The organism is Embleya hyalina (assembly GCF_003967355.1).
Lineage (GTDB): Bacteria > Actinomycetota > Actinomycetes > Streptomycetales > Streptomycetaceae > Embleya > Embleya hyalina.
This window is the reverse complement of the sequence record NZ_BIFH01000013.1, coordinates 992,008-1,012,959: the sequence shown is the minus strand read 5'-3', so window position 1 is coordinate 1,012,959 and position 20,952 is coordinate 992,008. Positions and strand designations below refer to the sequence as shown.

Here is a 20,952-nt window from a genome sequence, read left to right as displayed (position 1 = left end):
ACTGGTACCGGGGTCGTCGGGGGCATCCATCTGGCCCGACGGTTGGGTGGGGCCGTAGGTCTTGGGTGGGTTCTTCGTCATGTACACGCCGGGCGGCAGGTCCTCGTACACCCCGGTCTGCGTGTCCTCGTCGTACGACAGATCGTTGGGGAGGATGCCGCCGGTGCCGATGACCGGCACCAGGAACCGGAACGCGAACGGCACCGGACCTTCACGGTCGGACAGGTCCGGCAACGGCTCCGCTCCCGACGGGTTCACGGGCAGACGCGGCTCCGGGGTGTCCAACACCCATCCCACGACTCGTTGTTCGCGTGCCTCGGTATCGGTCATGGCCACCCTCCCCGCACGGTGCCGACACCTCGAGCATGCCCAGCCACACACCGCCGCCACAAGAGGGGACCGCAGGCGCGATACGAACGACGGCCGAGGCCGGCTACACACCACCCACCACGGGAAATCCTCAATTGGTGCCGCGCCCCGGGTCGGAGCACCGAACCCCGAAGCCGCAGCCCGGCGCAGCGGGGTCTCGACCACCTGTACTTCGGGGAAGTCACTGCAAGGGCTTCCGAGCCGGACACCATGGACGGCGTGTCCGGCTGGGTGTGCTCGCGGCAGATGTCGAGGCTGTCAGCGTGGTACGTCGCCCAGTCCGGGATCGTGTGGATCGTGTCGTCCCCAGGGAACGTGACACTCACGAACCCCGTGTGGAGGGTCACCCGCACACGTGATCCGAGGATTGGTGGCGGCGGCGTTCGGTGGGTGGTTGTGGCAGGTGGGCCTTGATGAGGGTTGGGCGGTCGTGGCGGTGGGCGGCGGTCAGGGTGCGGCGCAGGTCTTCGTTGTCGGTGACGGATCGGGCTTCGACGCCCATGGATCGGGCGAGGGCGACGAAGTCGACGCGGGGGCGGTCGAGGTCCAGGGCCGAGTGGTCGTGGTCGCCGGGCGTGTGGATCTGCCAATTGTCCTTCAGGACGCGGTATTCGCCGTTGTCGACGACCACGTAGGTGATCGGTAGCCGGTGTCGGGCGGCGGTCCACAGTGCCTGCGGCGAGTACAGGGCGGACCCGTCGCCCACGACGCACAACACCCGCTTTCCTTCCCGGGCGGGCGCCATCGCCGCGCCGACCGCCGCCGGCATGGCCCAGCCCAGGCCGCCGGCGACCCACTGATAGCGGTTGGGCCGGTGCAGGCGCAGCGCGTGGCGCAGGTCGTCGGTCGTCACGGGAGCCTCGTCCAGGATCACGGCGTCGTCGGGCAACGTGGCGGCCAGGACGTGGGCGATGGAGCGTGCGTCGAGTGGCCCGTTCGCGTGGGCCCGCCCGGCCGCCTCCGGGCCGGGGGACGCCGGTCCGGCATCGCGGCGCGGGCGGTCCGTCAGGGCGGTCGACAGGCGGGCGATCGTGGCACGCAGGTCCCCGTGCAGGGCCAGTTCCACGGGGGTGGTTCGACCGGCGTCGTCGGGCTCGTCACTGATCTGCACGACACGGGTGCCCGCGTCGGTCACGGGCCCCGGGGCGTAGGGGAAGTAGGCGAGAAACGCGCGTGCCCCGAGCACCAGGACCAGTCGGTGGTCCGACAGCGTCTCGCGGATGCCCGAGGCGGTGGGCGGCAGGTATCCGCGCCACAGGTCGTGGGTGGTGGGAAAGGGGTTGGCGGACGGCCAACTGGCCCCCCATACCGGGGCTCGCAGGGTTTCGGCGAGGGCGATGCCCTCGGCCGGGGCCGAGCGGGCGACCTCGTCGCCGTAGACGAGGGCGACCCCGTCCGCGGGTGTCCGGTCGAGGAGGCTCGTCAGCGCGTCGATCGGGGCCGCGCCCCGGATGGCCGCGGGGGTGCGTTCGGGTGCGGAGGGGCCGCGTTCGTCCAGGAGGTTCATCGGCAGGGACAGGAACACCGGGCCGGTCGGGGGGCTCAGCGCGAGCCGGAACGCGCGGCGCAGCGAGGGTCCCACCTCCGCGCGCGTGCGGACCTCGTGTGCCCATTTGACCGTGGGCTCGGCCAGTCCGGCGAGGTCCCCGGCCAGGACCGGCCCGCTCAACAGGTGGCGCAGGTCCTGCTGTCCGGCGGTGACGACCATGGGTACGTGGGCCGCCGCCGCGTTGGTCAGGGCGCCGATGCCGTTGCCGAGTCCGGCCGCGGCGTGGAGGCTGACGAACGTCGGTCGTCCGGTCAGGCGGGCCATGCCGTCGGCCATCGCGACCACCGTCGCCTCCTGCAGGCCGAGGACGTATTCGATGTCGTCGCGCCCGGCCAGAGCCCGGACGAACGGGATCTCGGTGGTGCCCGGGTTGCCGAAGACGTGGGTCGCTCCCTCGTCCACGAGGATTTCACAGACGAGTTCGGCACCGGTCGGGTCGACGACGCGGTCCTGGGGCATGGGGTCCCTCCGAGGGTGTGCGGGTTCGGATGTATCCGTGCGTCGTGGTCACCCGTCGGGCGGTGCGGGCCGCCGCCGGGGGCGGCCCTCGCCCCGTGCGCCGCGCCGCCTGGAGTTCGTCGGCCGGACCGGCCGGAGGGCGGGTCAGTGTCGGGCGGCACCGGCGGTGAGCAGGGCGTACCGACCCGCGGTGGAGATCAGTGGGCGCACCGCGTCGATGGCCGAGCGCACCGCTCCCTCCTGGCTGTCGGCGGTCGTGAGATGGCTTCCCGCGAAGTACACGCCGTGGCGGCCCTGATGGGCCCCGAGCGCGTGGGTCGCCAGTACTCCGGAGACGGTGGGGCGCAGTTGTCGGTATTCGGCGCGGGCGATGACGTCCCGCGGCTCGTCGCGGTGGGTGACCCGGCTCTTGAAGACGTCGGTGCCCAGGACCGGGCCCAGCCACACCGTGCTCTCGGCCCAGGGGTCGTCCACGGTGACGCAGGTGGTGGACCAGTGCGCCGGGTCGGGGGGCATGTGGACGGGGTCGCGGTGCAGGACCATGGTCGTGGGACGTACTCGTACGACGCCAAGTGGGTTGCCGGGGCCTGGAGATCGGGGCAGCCGCGGAGCAGGTCCCGGGCCTGCGGGGCCTGTGTCGCGACGACGATCGCGTCGTAGTCGGTGGTGGCGGTCGCGTCGCGCACGTGCGGACGACCGTCCCGGATCTCGATCGTGTGGGCGGGTGTGCCGACGCGGACGGGGGTGTGGAGCGAGGCGGCGATCCGGGTGGCGACCTCGCCCAGTCCGGTGGCGAGCAGATGCCACACGGGTGCGGCGTCGGGGTGTTCGGGGGAGGCTCCGGTGGTCCAGACGGCGAGCGCCCGTGCGGGGGTCTCGGCGGCCTGGTCGAGGGTGCAACCGACGAGGGAGGCGCACCAGGCCAGGAAGGTGGCCCGTACCTCGGCGGGCGGCAGTGTGGCGGCCAGTTCGGCGACCGTGGTGGTGACGGGGCCGTTCCCGGCGTCCAGGCGGGCCACGTCGGCGAGCAGGGTCGCGAACGTCGCCGCGGCCGGGCCGCTCACCGGTTTGCGGCCGGTGGCCCCGTCGGTCGGGGAATCGGCGGTGACCAACGTCGGCGTCGCGCGTCCCGCCGTCGCGAACGTGGCGGTCATCGGGACGTTCAGGGTGTGGTCGGCCGCCAGACCCAGGGCCCGACGCAGGGCGGTGTGGCATGGATACGCGGTGGGCGACAGCAGTTGGGCGCCGAGGTCGACGGGCAGGGCGTCGTCGCCGCCACCCTTGACGGGGACCGTGTGGATGTTGCCGCCGATCCGGTCGGCGGCCTCGTGGACGGTGACTCGATGTTCCTCGTCGAGCAGCCAGGCGGCGGTCAACCCGGCGATGCCCGCGCCGATGACGGCGATGCGCATGATCCTCTCCCTGTGTGCGATGTGGTCAGTGCGCCCGCGGTCGATCCGGGTGGTCGGGTGGCCGCAGGAAGCCGGACGAGACGAAGTAGCGCAGGTACATGTCCAGGAGGTCGGCGTCGACCGGGGGGCAGGTCGCTCCCGAGTCGGCCAGGGCCTCGTCGAGATTGGCGCGGCCGAAGTCCGGGAAGGTGCCGGCGAAGTACATCTCCTTCACCGAGATGTCCGCGTCGTGCGCGGACTCCAGGAACATCGGCATGAACGGCGCCATCGGCTGGTCGGGATCGCGCGCGGTCAGGTCCGCCATGTACGAGACCCACTCGTCGTAGGACACCGTGCGAATGGGGTAGCCCATCGCCCGCAGCCGCTCCACCAACGATCCCAGTCGCGCGTCGCGCGGGTTGGCGATGTTGTAGGCGTGTCCCCACGCGGCCCGTCGGGCCAGGATGTGCACGATGGCGCGCGCGGTGTAGTCGACGGGGACGAAGTCCAGCGGCAGCGGGATGTCGGGGGCCAGGCCCGTCTCGGCGAAGCTGCGGAACAGCGCGCACATCATCGTGTCGGTGTTCCAGATGCCTTCGTCGGTGGTCCCGGTGATCTCGTAGGGTCGGTACACGGCCGTCGCGAGGCCCTGTCGCGCGGCCTGTGCCACCAGACGCTCGGCCACCCACTTGCTCTCGGGGTAGCCCAGCGAGATCCGGTCGCCGAAGCGCAGCGGTTCGTCCTCCTCCACCCGGTCGACGCCGGAGACGCCGAAGCCGGCGATCACCGCGATGGTGGATACGTAGTGCAGGATCTTGGCCGTGCCGCGCGAGGCGAGATCCAGCACGGTGCGGGTGCCGCCCACGTTGCTCTCGCGCAGTGCCGCGTAGGGGTAGGCGAAGTTCACCTGCGAACCGGCGTGCAGGATCGTGTCGACCGACTCGCTCAGCGCGTCGAACGCGGCTTCGTCGAGGCCGAACCGCGGGCGCTTCAGGTCGCCGAGCACGATGGTGACGCGTTCGTCCAGGCGGGTCGGGTCGAGCCCGTAGCGACGCATGCGCGCGGCCAGTCGCCGGCGGCCCCGGTGTTCGTTCGGTGCCCGGACCAGGCACACGACCTTCTCGGCGACTCCTTCGTCGAGCAGGGCGTCGAGCAGGTAGGTGCCCAGGAACCCGGTGGAGCCGGTGAGGAACACCAGCCGGCCGGTGGCGGGGGGTTCCTGCGCGGAGGGAAAACGCCGGTCGGGGTCCAACCGCGCCTCGGCCTCGAAGTCCACCGCGTCCTCGGCGGTGTCCTGCCCCGGGTCCTCGATCAGTGACGCGACACGTGCGGCGAACGCGCCCAGTGTCGGGTTGTCGAGCAGGACGCGGATCAGGAACCGGCTGTGCGCGGGATCGAGGGCGAACCGGGCACGACAGGCCGCCGCGACGCGGGTCGCCTGGAGCGAGTTCCCGCCCAGGGCGAAGAAGTCCGTGTCGCGGCCGATGCTCTCGACCCCGACGGCCTCCGACCACACCTCGGCCGTCGTCTTCTCCACGGGTGTGCGCGGATCCGCGCCGTCGGCGCCGTCGGCCTCGGCCCGCTCCCGCGCCTCGCGCAACAGCCGCCGCCGATCGAGTTTGCCCGAGTCGACCAGCGGCAGCGAGGAGCGCACGAGGATCGGTCGCGGCACCATGTACTCGGGCAGCCGGTCGCGCAGGTAGTCGCGTAATTCCCCGGGCAGTTCGCCGACGTCGGCGTCGTCGACGGCGGTGACCCAGGCGATCAGCGATTCCCGGTCGCCCTCGTGCGAGGCGACCGCTGCCGCCTCGCGCACGTCGTCGTGCCCGGTCAGGTGCGCCTCGATCTCGTCGAGCTCGATCCGGTAGCCGCGGACCTTGACCTGGCGGTCGCGCCGGCCGAGGAATTCCAGGACCCCGTCCTCGCGCCACCGGGCCAGGTCGCCGGTGCGGTACAGCCGTCCGGAGGCGTCCGGGGTGAAGGGATCGGGCACGAAGTGGTCCTCGGTCGCCTTCGGCCTGCCGAGGTATTCCAGGGCCACGCCGTCGCCGCCGACCCACAGTTCGCCGCTCTCGCCCGCGTCGGCGAGTTCGCCGTCGGCCGTGAGCACGTACGCGGTGGAGTTGGCGACCGGCGTGCCGATCGGCACCGTCCGGGCGTCCGGGGCGAGTTCGGTGATCACGTGCACGGTGGACAGCGACGCGTTCTCGGTGGGCCCGTAGCCGTTGAGCAGCGCTCCGGGAGGATCCTCCGCCAGGACCCGGCGCACCGCTTCCGGCGAGAGCGCGTCGCCGCCCGCGATCAGCGTGCGCAGACCGGCGAACATCGCCGGACGCACCATGGCCATCTGATGGAACAGCCCCGCGCTCAGCCACATGACCGTCACGTGCTCCGCGCGCAGCACCTCCGCCAGCGAGTCGGCCGCGAGAAGCGCGTCGACTTCCGCCAGGACCAGGCACGCCCCGTTGAGCAGGGCGGCGAACATCTCGAAGCAGGAGACGTCGAACGTCGGATTGGTGGTGGCCAACAGCACGTCGCGCGACGACAGGCGCAGGCGCGGGTCGCCCTCGCGCACCAGCCGCACCTGCCCCCGGTGCGAGACGACCACACCCTTGGGCGCACCGGTGGAGCCGGACGTGTAGATGACATAGGCGGGGTCGTCGGGCCCGACCCGGACCGCACGCGCGGCGCCCGTGGGCTCCGGCAGGTCGTGCACGTCCACCACGGCCGGGCTCTCGACCAGGTCGTCCAGCGACGCGCGGTGGCGCTCGTCGGTGATCGCGAGCCGCACCCCGGCGTCGGTGAGGGTCTGGGTCAGGCGGCGTTCGGGGTAGTCCGGGTCCAGGGGCAGGTAGGCCGCGCCGGCGCTCAGCACGCCCAGGACCGCGGTGACGCACTCGATCGACCGCGGCAACACGACCGCCACCACATCGCCCGGCCGTACGCCCTCGGCGACCAGCCGGTCGGACAATCGCTCCACGTCCTCGCGCAGTTCGCGATAGGTCAGGCGACGGTCGCCGCGCACCATCGCGGGCGCGTCCGGGGTGTGCTCCGCCTGGCGCGCGAACAGTTCGTGCACGGTCGCCTCGCGCGGATAGTCGGTGTGCACGTCATTGATCTCGCGCACGGCGGCCAGATGGCGCCCGCGCGAGGTGTCGTCCCGGTCGGGGGCTGACATGGGGGATTCCCGTCTGTTGGTGAACGTTCGCTGAAACGTCTTCACCGTCTTCCGTGACCCGATGCATTTTCGGCGCATGTTGTCCGGAAATTCTTGGGATTCATCCGTGGGACCGACTCTGGTGATTCTCAGGACACTTCCTTCACCTGCGTGTCGCATTTCCCGGATTCGATCATCGGAATCAAGCCGGCGAGACGCTTCGACGAATATGTGATCGGTTGTCGATCAACGCACCGACGTGCGGGTTTCGGTCCGGTCGTGATGCGCGGAACACACGGGGTCCGCCACGGGCGGTGTCGCGTCGGGGTGAAAGCGGAACGCGTGCTATTGGTATCGAATTTCCGGCACTCGGGTGTCCGGGGTTCGATTGGTACAGGTGCGGCCGGGTAGCCGCCCCGGCGAAGGAGATCGCCGTGTGCGGACCGATCCGCGGACCGGTTCCGGCGGCTCCTTTCGATATTCGAGATTCCCGAAGCGGGATCACCGCCGGACACCGGCCCGAGAAAGGACCATGATGAGTGTCGAGCAGCTGATCGAAACCATGCGACCCGATGTCGAACGCTGCATCGAGGGCAACGAGACCGTCGCACGCGTACGCGCCGGAGACGTGGACCGGGAACTGCTGCAGCGCCTGGTGATCGCGGAGTTCAACTGCCAGGAGGCCGAACTGGTCACCTACGGACTCCTGGTCGCGCGTCACCACGACGGCGCGCCCCTGAACCTCTTCGCCCTCGTCGTGCAGACCCTGGCGCGGGCACGCCTGTTGCTGGCCGAGGCGGCCCGGTCGGTCGACCTGCGGCCCGAGGAATTCTCCGTCGCCACCAGCGGACGCCTGGCCCGCGCCGTCGGCAGTCTGATCGCGCCGGGCATGCTCGGCAAGCCCGGTGGCGTGGCCCTGTACGTGCACAGCGACCTCGCCGTCTGGTGCCCGCTCTACGGCCGGATCGCCTCCGCGGCCCGCAAGTCGGGCGACATACCGACACCGCTCATCGAGTACATGGAGTGGTGGGGAAACGAACCCTCCGCGGAGTTCGTCGACAAGTCCGCCGAGACGATCGCCTACGGACTGGAGCACGGCGAGTCCCCCGAGGACATCCTCGAGGCGGCCCGCCAACTCGACTCGATCGTCGCCGACTACTGGGGTTTCGTGGACGGCGAGTGACCTCGGACGACACCGCCCGGGTCACGTCACGATCGCGGCGCGGCGTGCGATCGCGGAGCGTTCGCGGGCCGCTCGCCGGGTTCGCCGACGCCGCCGACAACGTCGCCGACGCCGCGACCACCCCAGGACCCGAATCCGGAACAGGCCGGACGGCATGCGGCCGTTCGCCGGGACAACCGTCGGGGCGACCACGGACTCGTCGAGCCCGTGGTCGCCCTGTGGTCGGGGATCCCGCCCCTTCGAGAGGGGACTCCGTAACGCGTTTCGCGATCTCGACCGTGAACCGGGCCCTCTCGTCGGCCGGCAGCGTCCGGTCAGAGCTTCAGGAGACGGTACTGATTGGTCATCGAGCCATGTGGGTCGCACCACGTGACCCTCGTGGTCTGGGTGTAGGTGAAGCCCGGCGGGACCAGACAGGCCCACAATCCCGTGCTGGGAAGTTCGATCGTGTAGTACGGACTGAGACCGGTACCCCCACAGAACGACACGAGCGTGGCCGCGGTGTAGGTGTAGCCGGGTGGGACCGTGCAGGAATAGCTCGTGGCCGGGGACACCTCTGCCGAAGCAGGGGTCCCGGTTGTCACGGCGGTTGCCTGAGTGGTGCCGAGCATGGCGGCCGCGGTGCCCAGACCGAGCAGCACGGACCGGAGTTTCGATCGAGACATGGGATTGCGCTCCCGGATGTTCGTCCGATGGGACGGAACCGATGGCCGGCGCCGGAACCGGGTTCCATTCCTCGCCCCGGCGCCGCAGTGCGCACACGATGGAAGTCTCACGACGAAGCCGCCCGCGGACAAGGGCACCACGAGCCGCAGCGCTCGTAATCGGCCGCACCGCGAACGACCGCCCACCGGCCACGACGCCAACGCTCATCGGTGACCGACTCCGGACCACCGCCCTTCCCCAGGTACACAGGCCCGCACCCCGCGCCCGTCACACCCGCCCCGAAGCACAGGTTGACCGATTACCACCGCACCGACCATCGGCAGTCACAGCCCTACCCACGGTCGACGGTCGCGCCGGTCGGCTGTTGGCCGGAGCTGTCGGGTCCTGGCACCGGCTCGCGCCGCGGTACGCGAGCCGTGTCCGCCGCCTCAGTAACCGGGGAAGACCCTTCGTAGCAGGTCGATGTCGGCGGCGCCGGTGGTGGTGATGCCACTTGGTGTGTGACGTGGGGCGAGGCGGCCGGCCACGAGTCGTAGCCAGGATTCGGCGGGCAGTGTGAGCGTGCCGTCGGGCGTGTCCGCGACGTCGAAGTCCACACTGATCCGAGACTGCAGGCGCAGCGCGAAGACCGTCGCGGGTCCGCTCGTGGTGACGTGGATGACGTTGTGCCTGCCGTCGAGCGGTTCGGATTTGCCGATCCAGCCGATGAGATCGGGTGCTCCGTGCAGGAGTTGCCGCGTCGCGCTCGGGGTCAGCGCGGCGTGTTCGTCGAAGGCCACGCGCACGTCCCACGAGTGCAGGGCGAGCTCGGAGAGTCGCATCCGCACGGCCGTGGCCAGGTCGACCGGCTCGGGCAGGAAGCCCATGTCGATGCGCAGGGACTCTCGGGTGTGCACGGCCGGCGATGCGTAGAGTGCGATCAGCGTGCGGTTCGCCCGGAGGAACCCGTCGACCCGTTGCCTGCGGGTCATGGCGTTCCACTTGTCCCAGACGGTCTCGAGGACGTCGCGGCCGGGAATCGGCGTGCCGTCGAGGGCGGCTCGGACGGTGGCCTGCGTGATCTCGGCGCCGCTGCCCAGATGGCTCAGGACCTCCGAGACGTCCCATCGGGCAGCGCCCGAGGGCCGGGCCGGGTCGTCCTCGCCGAACGAGGACACGACTTCGGCGAGGATGTCGTGTTCGGTGCGGAACGCGGCGATCACCGCGTCGGGGCTTGTCATGTGTCGTCCAGGGGGTTCGACCCGTGAGCGGGTGTGGGCGGATCGGGGAGGGAGGGATGTGTCGCCGAGGACCGGATCGGTCTACCGGTGGGCGCTGTCGTTCCGGCCGGTCGGGGCGAATGCCCCGTGGACGGTCTCCATGGCGAGGGAGGCCCGGGGGTATCCAATGTAGCCGGCCAGGAGCGTCATGAGGGCGGTGAGGGCGTCTTCGTCGAGGCCGTGCCGCCGGGCCAGTTGCAGGTGGGTGTCCAGGCGGTCTCCGGCGACGCCCTGGGCGGCCAGGGCGGTGATGACGGCGATGCTGCGGTCCCGTCCGTCGAGCGCGGGGTGCGACCACGCGGCTCCGCCGGCGGCCTGTAGGGCCTCCTCGGCGAAGGGCGGCCCGACTCGGGCGGAGAAGGCCGCGGGTACCTCCTGCTCGGGTACGTCGAAGATCCTGGCGTAGGCCGAGACACCGCGCTCTCGGCGGCGGTCGGATTCCGGGGTCTCGGGACCGGCCGCACCGGGTTCGGTGGTGCGTGTGCTCATGATGCGTTTTCCCTTCCGTTCACACTGCGGGCTCGGCGCGGGCGCGAACCGCGTCCCGACCCTCGCGGGCCGGCACGTCGCGGGTCGGCACGTCGCGGGTCGGTACGGATGTGCCGTGCGTGGTTCAGCCCGTTGCCGCGGCCTCGTAGAAGGTCCGGGCGGCAAAGCCGATCCACTCGGGCCGCTCCCAGGTGTTCCAGCGGACGCGGGCGTCCTTGTCGATCGCCGCCGCCGCCTCGTCGACGGAGGCGCCGGCCGCTCGCAGGCGGGCGGCTTCGTCCCGGACGTGGACGAAGTAGTCGCGGACATCGCGGATCACCGACACATCCGTCACCTCGCCGTGGCCGGGCACGACGATCTCGGGGTCGAGGGCGGCGAGTTGGTCGAGCACGGTGATCCAACGCCCGCCGTCGACGTCGGCGTCGTACGGCGGGAAGTACGGCGTGATCGGGAAGATGCGGGTCTCGAACAGGTCCCCGCCGAACAGCACGCGGTCGTCGACGAGCACGATCTGGTCGGAGGCGGTGTGCGCCGGGCCGACGGTGCGCAGCACCGCCGTGCGGCCACCGAGGTCGATCTCGGCCCGGTCGTCGTAGGTGACGTCGGGGTCGACGAGGTCGACGCCGTCGAGTTCGGCCGCGATGTGTGGGCCCAGCCCCTTGAACATGTCGAGGTATGCGGAGCCCTTGCGGTGCAGTTCGTCGCGCTGTCCCCGGTTGTAGAGGATCGTCGCGGCGCCCTTGAAGGCCTGCGCGCCGAAGCCGTGCTCGGGGTGGAAGTGCGTGACGGTCAGGTACAGGTGCCGCCGACCGGCCAGGCGTCGGGCCTGCTCCAGGACGTATGCGCCGTTGCGGGGGCCGATGCCGGTGTCGATGACCAGCGCGGCCTTCTCCCCCACGACGATGCCGACGTTCGGGACGAGCTCCACGCGCCGGTCGGGGATCACGAAGACGCCGTCGAAGACCTCGACCGGCTCGCCGGTCACGATCGGCGCCGGCGCGTCGCTCACGTCGGGCGCGCCCTGGGCGGTCGGCTCGGCGCTCGCCGCACCGGATGAAGGTTCGGTGGGGCACATGGCCCGACTCCAATCTAATCAGCGTTCAGATGCACGTCGACCATAACACCAATCTGAGCGATGTTAAGATTCACGCATGGCCAAGGGGAACCACCGGAACTACCACCACGGAGAACTGCGCGACGCGCTGCTGGACGCCGCGGAGACACTGGTCCACGAACGCGGAGTGGAGGGCTGGTCACTGCGGGAGGCCTCGGCCCGGGTGGGAGTCAGCCCGAGCGCCGCCTACCACCACTTCGCCTCACGAGACGCACTGGTCCGCGCACTGTCCGAGCGGGTACTCGCCCGGCTCGGGGAACGTATGAGCGCCGCCGCCGGGCACGAACCCGAACGAGGTTCCGAACCCGATTCGGAATCCGATTCCGAACCGGACGCCGAACCGGATTCCGACCCCCAGGAGCGCCTGGTCGCCGTCGGCCGCAGCTACGTTCGATGGGCTCTGGAGGAACCGGCGGTCGCCCGCCTGGCCTTCGGCGCCGGCGCCACCGACCCCGACACCTCGATCTCACCGCACCCCCACGACGTACTCGACGCGGAACTCGACCGGCTGGTGGACGCCGGCTGCCTGGGCGTCTCGGCACGCCCGGGGGCCGAATTCGTCGTCTGGGCGGCCGTACACGGACTCGCCACCCTGCTCGCCGACGGGCTGGTCAGCCTCGACGGCCCACAGGCCGTCGACCGGGAGGCGGAGCGCGTCGTGCGAGCCGTCCTCGGCGGCCTGACGCAGGAAACGGCCGTATCCCCGACGTGGCCGACCGCACGCTCCGCCCACACGGAACGCCTGGCCGAACGGCGGGCCGGCGGCTCCTCGGCGCGGGGCGGCATCGGTCGGTGAGGCGGCTGCGGGCCTCGGCGAGGAAATCGCCGAGGTCGGCGGCGAGAGCCCGGGGAACCGCCATGGCGGGGAACCTCGATGGCGGGGAACCGACCCTTCGTGGAACCTGTCTGCGAGCCGGGCGAGGCCGGTACCACTCGGGTCCGCGGAGAATGCGAACCCGGGTAGGAGCCTTCGCCTCGACGCTCCGGCCACACCCGCGCCGGGGATCCGGCGCGGGCGGCCCGGCTATATTCCATGCGTGGACGACGATCACGGGCAACTCCTGTCGGGCCGCTACCGGTTGAGCCGACTGCTCGGCCAAGGTGGCATGGGCGCCGTCTGGCGGGCCCACGACGAGCGGTTGGGACGGGACGTCGCCATCAAGGAGTTGCGGCTCCCCTCGCATCTGGAGGAGCCCGAGCGGCAGAACCGGATCGCCCGGCTCGACCGCGAGGCCCGTGCCGCAGCGCGACTGAAGCATCCGGGGATCATCACCGTTCACGACCGCATATCCGGCCCCGACGGACGGCCCTGGATCATCATGGAGTTGGTGGACGGCGGGTCCCTGGCCGACCTCATCCAGGCACAAGGCGCGCTCACGCCCGAGCGAACCGCCGACGTCGGACGGCAGGTCGCCGCCGCGCTCGATGCCGCGCACCGGATGGGGATCACCCACCGCGACATCAAGCCCGCGAACATCCTCCTCGAAGAGGAGCGGGTCGTCCTGACCGACTTCGGGATCGCCGCCCTCGAGGGAGACGCCACCCTCACCGCCACCGGCATGATCATGGGCACGCCCGCGTTCATGGCGCCCGAGCAGGTCCGGGGCCTGCCCGCGACGGCCGAGTCCGACCTGTGGTCCCTGGGCGCGACGCTGTACGCCGCCGTGGAGGGCCGCGCCCCGTTCGCCGGGACGACCCCGAGCGCGGTCCTGGTCGCCGTCGCGACCGAACCGCCCATCCCGGCCGCGCGGGCGGGAGCGCTCGGCCCCGTACTCGACGGGCTGCTGCACAAGGATCCGGCCGCGCGCCCGACCATGGACCGGCTGCAAGCCGTGCTGAACAGCGTCGCGGCACCAACTCCCCCGGCGGCAGGCCCCGATACGTTGGTACCTCCCACGATGCCGGCGTGGAGCCCCACCGTACGGCAGACTGCGCCGAGGCCCACCCCCGAGCCGGAGCCCGCACCACACCGACCGTTTCCACGACGGGCCAAACTGGGCGTGGCGACACTGGTGCTCGCGATGGCGGCAGGCGCCGGGTACATCATCTCCCAGGGAGCCGGCGACGACAGCCGCTACGAGGCCAACCGGAAGGTGGCCGAAGCCCTGACCGTCCCGGCGGGCTTCTCCCGACCGACCACGACGCGCGTCCGCCCGAACCGGGCACAGGTGACGTACACGTGGCCTGCCCCGTGCATCGACCACTGCGCCGACCAGGTCCGCCTGGCCACGGAGTGGATGGCGCGGCAGCCGGGCGTGGCCCGGATCGACGCCCTCGGGGCCGAACTCGGCGGCTGCCTCGACGACGAGTACGGCTGCCCCATCCTGATCGTGCGGGTGCCGTCGTACGAGGACCCGACCCTTCAAGGCGCCGCACTCCAGACGAAGAACAACCGACTCTCCCTCCGGGTCGACGTGGGCCGATAGCCGCCGGCCGCTGCCTCCCGACGGACGCCGAATCGCCGCAGGCACCCGCACCGACGTGGTGGTGCGTCTCGTCCCATCGGCCAGGGCATTCCCACCACGTGACCGGCAAGTGCCCGAAGGTCGTCCTCGATCGGCGACGCGCAAACGGGTCTCGTCGCGTGCCACGGGTACCGATCAACTCCGGTGGGATGTCACGCTGGGGTTGTCGGGTCGTGGCGAGGAACGAGAGGGTGTCGATGGCCGAGGGGTACACCACCGTGGTCCGCGGAGAACGCGTCGAACTGCCGAACACGCTCGGCAAGATCCGCGCCGCGCTGCCGGAGGACCGACGTGCCGCGTTCGACGAGGAGATGTACTCCATCCCGCTCGATCAGATCCAGGCGCGGGCCCTGTTGGGGTGGGCGTTGCCGCCGGAGGCGGACGCCGAGGACGACGAGGCCGCCGCGCGGGCCCGGGCGGGCGAGAGGTTCGGGTTCTTCGACCACGAGGGAAAGCCACGCGATCTGGGGGATTGAACGATGGCCTATCTCGTGCAGTACGCGAGCACAGCCGAGGCGGAGTTGACCAAGCTGAGCGCCGCGCGGCAGCGCGAGGTCCGCTCCGGAATCGACCGCTCCATCGGCCGCGACCCGTACGGCTGCGGATCCGCACCCGTACGGGGCAACCGCGACCGCCGCGAGGTCTCCGTCGCCGGAGCCGTCCTGCGTTACGAAGTCAGCTCCGGCGTCCTGATCGTCACGGTCCTACGCCTGGTCGCGCCCTTCGGCTGACGCCGCAACGGGTCGGCGTTGGCGATGCCCTTGGCATCCGTGGCCGCCCGGGACGTGTTTGGTGCGGCCGGGGATAACGCGAGCAGTGGGGTCGGCGGGTGGTCACCGGCGGGGTGGTGGGGTCCGGTGTGGGCACAGGGTGTGCTCGGCCAGGGTGGTGATGGCGGCGTCGGTGCGCTCGGTGGCCGTGGTGGTGGTCATGACCGTGAAGCCGCGGGCGGTGTCGGCGGTGACGCCGGTGCGGGTGACGAAGCCGAAGGTGTCGCCGGCGTGTCCCCAGTAGCCGCCGCAGGAGGTGGGGAACCACATCAGGCCCAGTCCGTACCGTGAGCCCGGCCAGCCGGCCTGGACGTCCCCGGCGGTGGGGACGGTGCGTGTCATTTCGGCCAGTTGGGGCGGCGCCAGGAGCCGACCGGTGAGCAGGGCGGTGAGGAAGTGGTCGAGGTCGTGCGCGGAGGCGATCATCGCGCCCGCGCTGTCGCTGTTGCTGGGGTCGAAGAAGGTGACGTCCACGGGGGCGGGCTCGTCGGGGAACGCCCGGTAGGCGTGCGGGTGGGGACGGGGGATCGAGGGATTCGTGGTCGGTGCGGTGGTGTCGCGCAGGTCGAGGCGTCGGATGATCCGGGTGGTGACCTCGGTCTGCCAGGTGCGCCCGGTCGTCCGGTGGATGATCATGGCCAGGAGTTCGTAGTTGGTGTTCGAGTATCCCCAGCCTCCGCCGGGCGCGAAGTCGGGCGGGTGGCGCAGTGCGACGGAGACCATCTCGGCCGCGGTGTAGGTCCGGAAGCGGTGGGCGCGCCAGGCGGCCGCGTCGGTGAACTGGGGCCATGCGTCGGCGTCCCCGTAGTGGTCGAACAATCCGCTGGTGTGCTGGAGGAGATGGCGGACGGTGATGCGGCCGCCGTCGTTGCCGTTTCCGGTGACGACGCCGGGCAGCAGGTGTTCCACGGTGTCGTCGAGGTGGAGCCGGCCCTCTCCGACGAGTTGCAGGACGACCGTGGCGACGAAGGTCTTGGTGGTGCTGCCGATACGCCACCGCGACCCGTGGGGAATCGGCAGGCTGCGGTCGAGCCGTGCCGTGCCGGCGTGCGCGGTGGTGGTGCCGGCGGCGCTTCGGGCGCGGGCGAGGACGCCGACGGTGCCGGCGGCCAGGACGGCGTCGGTGTCACGTTGCAGCGTCTCGTGCTCCGCCCCGACGGTCGCCCGCGCCCGCGCCGCGTCGTACGGGGACGCGGTGCCGGCCGCGGTCGTCACGAGGACGGCGGTGACGAGGGCGAGGGCGGCGACTGCGGTGGCGAGAAGCCCGGACGGGTACAGGCGGCGCGAGGGACGGGGCATCGGGTCAGCGTCCCCGGCACAGCGCGTTGTCGACGAGCGGGTGCAGGGCCAGGCGTTCCAGCGGAAGGCCGAGGTGGTCGCCGTTGCCGCTCACCGAGACCACGACGCTCCGGCGTCCGTCGGCGGTGATCCCGCCGCGGGTGCTCGCTCCGAGAGTGTCACCCCAGTGGGTCCAGTATCCGCCGCCGCAGCCGAGGTCGAACCACATCAGGCCGAGCCCGTAGCGCATCCCGAATTCGGCGAACTCCGGTACCGGTACCGTGCGTTGCATCTCCGCGAGTTCCGCCGGAGCGAGCAGTCCCCCGGTGACCAGGGCCCGCAGGAACTCGCCGAGGTCGCGTGTCGTGCTCACGATCGAGCCTTCGGCGCCCGAGTCCTCCATGTTGACGATCGTGGTGTCGGTCCAGGGCTCGCCGGGAGCGAACTGCCGGTAGGTGTGGGAGTGCGGGTGTGGGAGGAGGGGGTTCTCGCGCGGGACCATGGTGTCGTCGAGCCCGAGCGGCACGGTGATGCGCCGCATCGTCTCGTGGTCCCATGTCTTTCCGGTGACGGCGCGGACGAGCATTCCGGCGAGGACATAGTTCGTGTTGGAGTAGACCCAGGTGGTGCCCGGTTCGGCCACCGGTGGGTGGGCCATCGCGAGTCGGACGATGTACTCGGGCGAGTGCGAGTCGAGACGGTACCGTCGAAAGTCCGCCGCGCTCTCGCCGCCCGGCAGGTCGAACACCTGTGGGAGTCCGCTGGTGTGCTGGAGCAGTTGGCGAACGGTGATCCGGCTGCCGTCGTTGCCGTTGCCCGCCACGACGCCGGGCAGCCATCGCTCCACGGTGTCGTCGAGACGCAGCCTTCCTTCGCCCACCAGTTGCAGTACGACCACGGCGACGAACGCCTTGGTCGCGCTGCCGATCCGCACGTGCGCGTCGGTCGGGATCGGCCGCGACGTCCCCAGTTCCGCGACGCCGGAACGCGCCGATACCCGGCGCCCGTCGACATCGCGAACCTCGGCCAGCACCCCGATCGCCCCCGCGTCGCGCACCCGGTCGACGTCGCGCTGCAGAGTGCTCCGCGAACCGACCCCACCGCCCGCGCCGGAACCACCCCCGTGCGGACTCGAACCCGTGGCGACCGCAACCGTCGCGATCGCCGTCACGGCCGCCCGAACGGTCCTCGACCCACGTCGCAGCCGTACCATCACCGCTCCTCGCTCCGACCGCAATCGGCCTCACCGGCCTACGAATACACCGCCCTCCGCGTCGTTCCACCCGAGCACCACCCCAAGCGCACTCCCACCCGAACGGGCGACACCCCGGAAACGATCCACCCGCCACACGGGTCAGGAAACCGCAGCCCACAAAGGCGCAACGCCGGCCGGCCGAACCCCTGCCCGGCCGTTCGTCCATGTGAGGCCCCCACCAGTCTCGGCACGATCCGAAACCACCCCGACGCCACCTGGGACAACGGCTCGGCGATCCCCGGACGCCGGACAGGCCACCACGGACACCTCACCGCACCACCGGGCACCATCCGGAACGGCGTGCGCATCGAACGACGGCTCGCGCCGGACGCGAACGGCGCCCGGACGAGCGGTTGATCGACCTGACCGGCTCCGCCGGTCTGATCGGCTGCGGCGTCATGGGTTTTCTCGTTGCTCCACGGCGCGGCCGATGAGTTTGTGGCTCCCGACCGGTCCAAGCTCGTGACACCCCACGAAAGGACACCGCCGTGTCGGAGCTTCTGGTCGACTTCATCACGTCCCTCGACGGCTATGCATCGGGAGAGGGATGGCCCGGGTTCTGGGGCCTCGAGGGCCCGGAATACCTCGCGTGGCTCGGCGAGCAGCCCGGGGCCACCTACCTGATGGGAGCGAACACCTACCGCCTGATGTCGGGCTTCGCCGCAGGTGAGATCCCGAGCGGCCAGGACGAATTCAGGCCCGAGGAAGAGGCGTCCGTCGACGAGCTCACGCAAGCGTCCAAGGTGGTGTTCTCCTCCTCGCTCGAGGACCCGCTGACGTGGGCCAACTCCACGCTCGTCCGCGACGACGCCGTCGAGACGGTCCGCGCCATGAAGTCGAGCGGCTCGGGACTCCTCAGCACGATCGGCAGCCTCGACCTGTCCCGGTCCCTGCTGCGAGCCGGACTCGTCGACCGCTTCCGGGTCGTGATGTTCCCGGTGATCACCGGTGCCACGGGCGAGGAACGCATCTACGACGGCTACCCGGACGTGGCCCTCGAGATGATCGAACACCGCACCTTCGACGGACGCATCCAACTGGTCGAGTACAAGCCCCGCGTGCTCGAGCACCCACCGCTCGGCGTCCCCGCCTGACATCACCCCGACCGCCGGTCCGGACGGCACCGGACCGGCAGTCGGCAAACGCGAAGCAGAACCCGACGGAAGGCGAACGACCCACGTCGAAAGGCCCGTTCCGCGTCGTGTGGAGGGATTGGATCAGCCAAGCAGCCCCCTCGCGCAGTAGCCTTCCGATGCCATCGGCAATGCGCAGACGAGCATTCCGATCCGGCACCGGAGACTGGGGACGAACCGGGTTCCCGCCGTGTGTCGGCCGGCGGCCGGACCTCCTAAGCCGTCGCCCGCCGGACACGGTAGTTCCAGCGGGTGAGTGAGCGGACGACGGTTTCGGCGCCGGTGGGGTTGGCGCTGTGGACGAAGATCGCTCCGATCCGAAAGGGGCGTCCGTCGAAGGCGGCTTCTTCCATGAGGGTCACCACCGGCATGATGGTGTCGTCCCCGCCGAGATCATGGTCGAGCCACAGCTCGTCGATGAAGGTGTCGCGGTGCTCTTCCAGGAGCTGGATGCCTTCGCGGCTGGTGCGGGCAATCCGCGTGGCCATGGGGAGCGGTCGGAGGTCGTCGATGCCGAGGACGACCGGCGTCGGCGCGGTGGAGGCTTCCTTCATCGGATTATTGTCACCGTGGGCGGGCGGAACGACCACGGGGTATTGAGGCTCTGGCGGCCGGGCCGCCCCGCCGGTGCGCACAACAAGGTGGGCCACAGGCTCCTGTTGATCCGTGATGAGTGGACCGGCCCCGTCCAAAGCGGTTCTGGGATGTCGCGCGGGTGGCGGACCACTCACGCCGATGGGGCGGGGTCGCCGGTTCGGCGCTGCGGCATGGAACCGTGCGTCACGCAGCCCGAGTTGTCGGGGAGGGGATCCCCGGGCGGGATCGTGGAACCGATCATCCGCCGTCGTGCGGCTTTCCTCGGACGGCGTATCGCGAGGGAGGTGGTGGGGTCGGCTCGAATCCGTCACTCGTTCGAGGGACTTCGCTGTCCCGGCCGGCCGTCTAGCATGAGGAAATCGGCTCGCGCAAATGCAAATGGCTTTGCACGGGCGGCCGCGCGGCTGCCTCGGGCGTGCGGATCGGGCGGGAGAGCGATGGTGGTGGTGGACGTGCGGGAATGCGGGAACGGTGCGCCGGCGGGGAGTCTGGGCGTGTCCAAGTGGGTTCGGAGCGCGGCGAGTTCGGCCACGGGGCAGTGCGTGGAGCTGGGCGTGACGTCGGAGGGTGCGGTCGCGGTGCGCAATTCGCGGGACCCGCACGGGCCGGCGCTGGTGTACACGAAAACGGAGATCGCGATGTTCGTGGCGGGCGCCAAGGGCGGGGAATTCGACGCCCTGATCGAATAGTTCACGTAAAGAATGCGGTGTGATGGTGTGATCGGGCGGACGGGGGTGCGTGCGGGGGGAATACTGGCGCGCATCCCCGTTCTTTCCTCATTTCCTGTGGAGTCGCCGCGTGACGTTGTCCCCCGACGCTGTCGAGTCCGTGCCCTTCGGGGACGGGCCGCATCCGGTGCCCGATCGGCCGTCGGCCGCGATGAAGGTCCTCGGGTCGATGCTGCGGGACCTGCGCACGGAGCGGGGCGTGGGGCTCCAGGCCGCGGCGCAGGTGGTACGCGGATCCCGGTCGAAGATCTCCCGCCTGGAGCGTGGCGAGAGCCCGCCCAAACACCACGACGTGATGGACCTGTTGCGCGCGTACGGCGTACGCGAACCGGCCACGCTGGCCACCGTCGACGACCTGCTGCGCAAGACCGACGAGAAACCCTGGTGGCACCGCTACGCCGACGTCACCCCCGGCTGGCTGCGCCGCCTGATCAGCCTGGAGGAATCCGCGACACGGATCAGCACCTGGGAGGTCCACGTCGTCCCCGGCCTCCTCCAGACCCCCGCCTACGCCCGCGCCGTCATCGCCGGCGGCCTGCCCGACGCCGAACCCCACGAGATCGACCAACGCGTCGCGCTGCGCCGGGGGCGGCAGGAGGTCCTGGGCAACGGGCAGCGCACCGAGATGCTGATCGCGTTGTTGGACGAGAGTGTGCTGGAGCGGCCGGTGGGTGGGGCGGCGGTGATGGCCGATCAGATGCGGTTCCTGCTCGAGGCGATCGAACGCCGGCGGGTGCAGGTGCGGATCGTACGGTTCGCCAGCGCCACGGATCTGACGCCGCCGTCGTCGATGACGCTGCTGCGGTTTCCGCACGGCGGCCCGCAGGAGATGGTCTACCTCGAACACGTGGAGGCCGCCACCTACATCAGCCGCGCCCGCGACGTCGAACGCTACCGCGCGCTGCTCGAACGGCTCTACCTCGCGGCGGAGTCCCGAACCCGGAGCAAGGAGATGATCGTCGCCGCCCACGACCACTACCGTGCCCGTGCGGCCTGACATCTCCGGGACGACGACGATGTGCCCGCCGTCGCGGCGGTCCTCGTCGGGCGCGAGGTCGCGTCGGCAGCCCTGCGGGTGCGGTGTGTCGGC

At 70.9% G+C, this 20,952-nt stretch carries 19 protein-coding genes; 8 read left to right on the top strand and 11 right to left on the bottom strand.

Annotated elements, in window-relative coordinates; genetic code table 11:
* The 4 genes from EMA17_RS04365 to EMA17_RS04350 all read right to left on the bottom strand — a co-directional run.
* Positions 1-330 (bottom strand): hypothetical protein (locus tag EMA17_RS04365; RefSeq protein ID WP_246126434.1); only part of this gene is annotated, 330 nt, incomplete at its 3' end.
* Positions 331-712: 382 nt separating this feature from the next.
* Positions 713-2,377, bottom strand: coding sequence for a thiamine pyrophosphate-dependent enzyme (locus EMA17_RS04360; RefSeq protein WP_126635495.1), 1,665 nt, complete (start codon positions 2,375-2,377; stop codon positions 713-715).
* A gap of 197 nt (positions 2,378-2,574) precedes the next feature.
* Positions 2,575-3,789: an FAD-dependent oxidoreductase gene (locus tag EMA17_RS04355; protein ID WP_126635494.1), complete on the bottom strand. Its 1,215-nt coding sequence runs from the start codon at positions 3,787-3,789 to the stop codon at positions 2,575-2,577.
* A 25-nt stretch (positions 3,790-3,814) separates the two neighbouring features.
* The gene (locus EMA17_RS04350; protein WP_160161312.1) at positions 3,815-6,946 is read right to left on the bottom strand and encodes an amino acid adenylation domain-containing protein; all 3,132 of its coding nucleotides are present in this window, start codon (positions 6,944-6,946) and stop codon (positions 3,815-3,817) included.
* Positions 6,947-7,457: 511 nt separating this feature from the next.
* Between EMA17_RS04350 and EMA17_RS04345 the strand changes: the two genes are divergently transcribed.
* A complete protein-coding gene (locus tag EMA17_RS04345; RefSeq protein WP_126635492.1) occupies positions 7,458-8,108 on the top strand; it encodes a hypothetical protein in 651 nt (216 codons plus the stop codon).
* 314 nt (positions 8,109-8,422) lie between these two features.
* Here EMA17_RS04345 and EMA17_RS04340 read toward each other — a convergent pair whose 3' ends face one another.
* The 4 genes from EMA17_RS04340 to EMA17_RS04325 form a co-directional block, all read right to left on the bottom strand.
* A complete protein-coding gene (locus EMA17_RS04340) occupies positions 8,423-8,773 on the bottom strand; it encodes a hypothetical protein (protein WP_126635491.1) in 351 nt (116 codons plus the stop codon).
* Between the two features lie 429 nt (positions 8,774-9,202).
* Positions 9,203-9,994: a maleylpyruvate isomerase family mycothiol-dependent enzyme gene (locus EMA17_RS04335; RefSeq protein ID WP_126635490.1), complete on the bottom strand. Its 792-nt coding sequence runs from the start codon at positions 9,992-9,994 to the stop codon at positions 9,203-9,205.
* An 81-nt stretch (positions 9,995-10,075) separates the two neighbouring features.
* Positions 10,076-10,522, bottom strand: a complete 447-nt coding sequence (locus EMA17_RS04330; RefSeq protein WP_126635489.1) for a carboxymuconolactone decarboxylase family protein — start codon at positions 10,520-10,522, stop codon at positions 10,076-10,078.
* 124 nt (positions 10,523-10,646) lie between these two features.
* Positions 10,647-11,597, bottom strand: coding sequence for an MBL fold metallo-hydrolase (locus EMA17_RS04325; RefSeq protein WP_126635488.1), 951 nt, complete (start codon positions 11,595-11,597; stop codon positions 10,647-10,649).
* 76 nt (positions 11,598-11,673) lie between these two features.
* Between EMA17_RS04325 and EMA17_RS04320 the strand changes: the two genes are divergently transcribed.
* From EMA17_RS04320 to EMA17_RS04305, 4 genes are all read left to right on the top strand, one after another.
* The gene (locus EMA17_RS04320; protein ID WP_126635487.1) at positions 11,674-12,432 is read left to right on the top strand and encodes a TetR/AcrR family transcriptional regulator; all 759 of its coding nucleotides are present in this window, start codon (positions 11,674-11,676) and stop codon (positions 12,430-12,432) included.
* A gap of 241 nt (positions 12,433-12,673) precedes the next feature.
* Positions 12,674-14,062, top strand: coding sequence for a serine/threonine-protein kinase (locus tag EMA17_RS04315; protein ID WP_246126433.1), 1,389 nt, complete (start codon positions 12,674-12,676; stop codon positions 14,060-14,062).
* A 236-nt stretch (positions 14,063-14,298) separates the two neighbouring features.
* Positions 14,299-14,577, top strand: a complete 279-nt coding sequence (locus tag EMA17_RS04310) for a hypothetical protein (RefSeq protein WP_126635577.1) — start codon at positions 14,299-14,301, stop codon at positions 14,575-14,577.
* Between the two features lie 3 nt (positions 14,578-14,580).
* Positions 14,581-14,832, top strand: a complete 252-nt coding sequence (locus EMA17_RS04305) for a hypothetical protein (RefSeq protein WP_126635486.1) — start codon at positions 14,581-14,583, stop codon at positions 14,830-14,832.
* A gap of 102 nt (positions 14,833-14,934) precedes the next feature.
* On the opposite strand, the gene EMA17_RS04300 is transcribed toward EMA17_RS04305, so the two are convergent.
* Entirely contained in the window at positions 14,935-16,170 is a 1,236-nt protein-coding gene (locus EMA17_RS04300) for a serine hydrolase domain-containing protein (protein ID WP_126635485.1), read from the bottom strand.
* 4 nt (positions 16,171-16,174) lie between these two features.
* On the bottom strand, positions 16,175-17,320 hold the full coding sequence (locus EMA17_RS04295) for a serine hydrolase domain-containing protein (RefSeq protein WP_246126432.1): 1,146 nt from the start codon (positions 17,318-17,320) through the stop codon (positions 16,175-16,177).
* A gap of 572 nt (positions 17,321-17,892) precedes the next feature.
* Between EMA17_RS04295 and EMA17_RS04290 the strand changes: the two genes are divergently transcribed.
* Positions 17,893-18,498: a dihydrofolate reductase family protein gene (locus EMA17_RS04290; RefSeq protein ID WP_126635484.1), complete on the top strand. Its 606-nt coding sequence runs from the start codon at positions 17,893-17,895 to the stop codon at positions 18,496-18,498.
* 254 nt (positions 18,499-18,752) lie between these two features.
* Here the strand turns inward: EMA17_RS04290 and EMA17_RS04285 are convergent, their stop codons facing one another.
* Positions 18,753-19,091, bottom strand: a complete 339-nt coding sequence (locus EMA17_RS04285; protein WP_126635483.1) for a cyclic-phosphate processing receiver domain-containing protein — start codon at positions 19,089-19,091, stop codon at positions 18,753-18,755.
* 480 nt (positions 19,092-19,571) lie between these two features.
* Here EMA17_RS04285 and EMA17_RS04280 point away from each other — a divergent pair, with 480 nt between their 5' ends.
* Together EMA17_RS04280 and EMA17_RS04275 are read left to right on the top strand one after the other, a co-directional pair.
* Positions 19,572-19,823 carry a DUF397 domain-containing protein gene (locus tag EMA17_RS04280; protein WP_126635482.1) on the top strand — a complete coding sequence of 84 codons (252 nt, stop codon included), beginning with the start codon at positions 19,572-19,574 and terminating at the stop codon, positions 19,821-19,823.
* 109 nt (positions 19,824-19,932) lie between these two features.
* Positions 19,933-20,859, top strand: coding sequence for a helix-turn-helix domain-containing protein (locus EMA17_RS04275; RefSeq protein WP_126635481.1), 927 nt, complete (start codon positions 19,933-19,935; stop codon positions 20,857-20,859).
* The last annotated feature ends 93 nt before the right edge of the window (positions 20,860-20,952 follow it).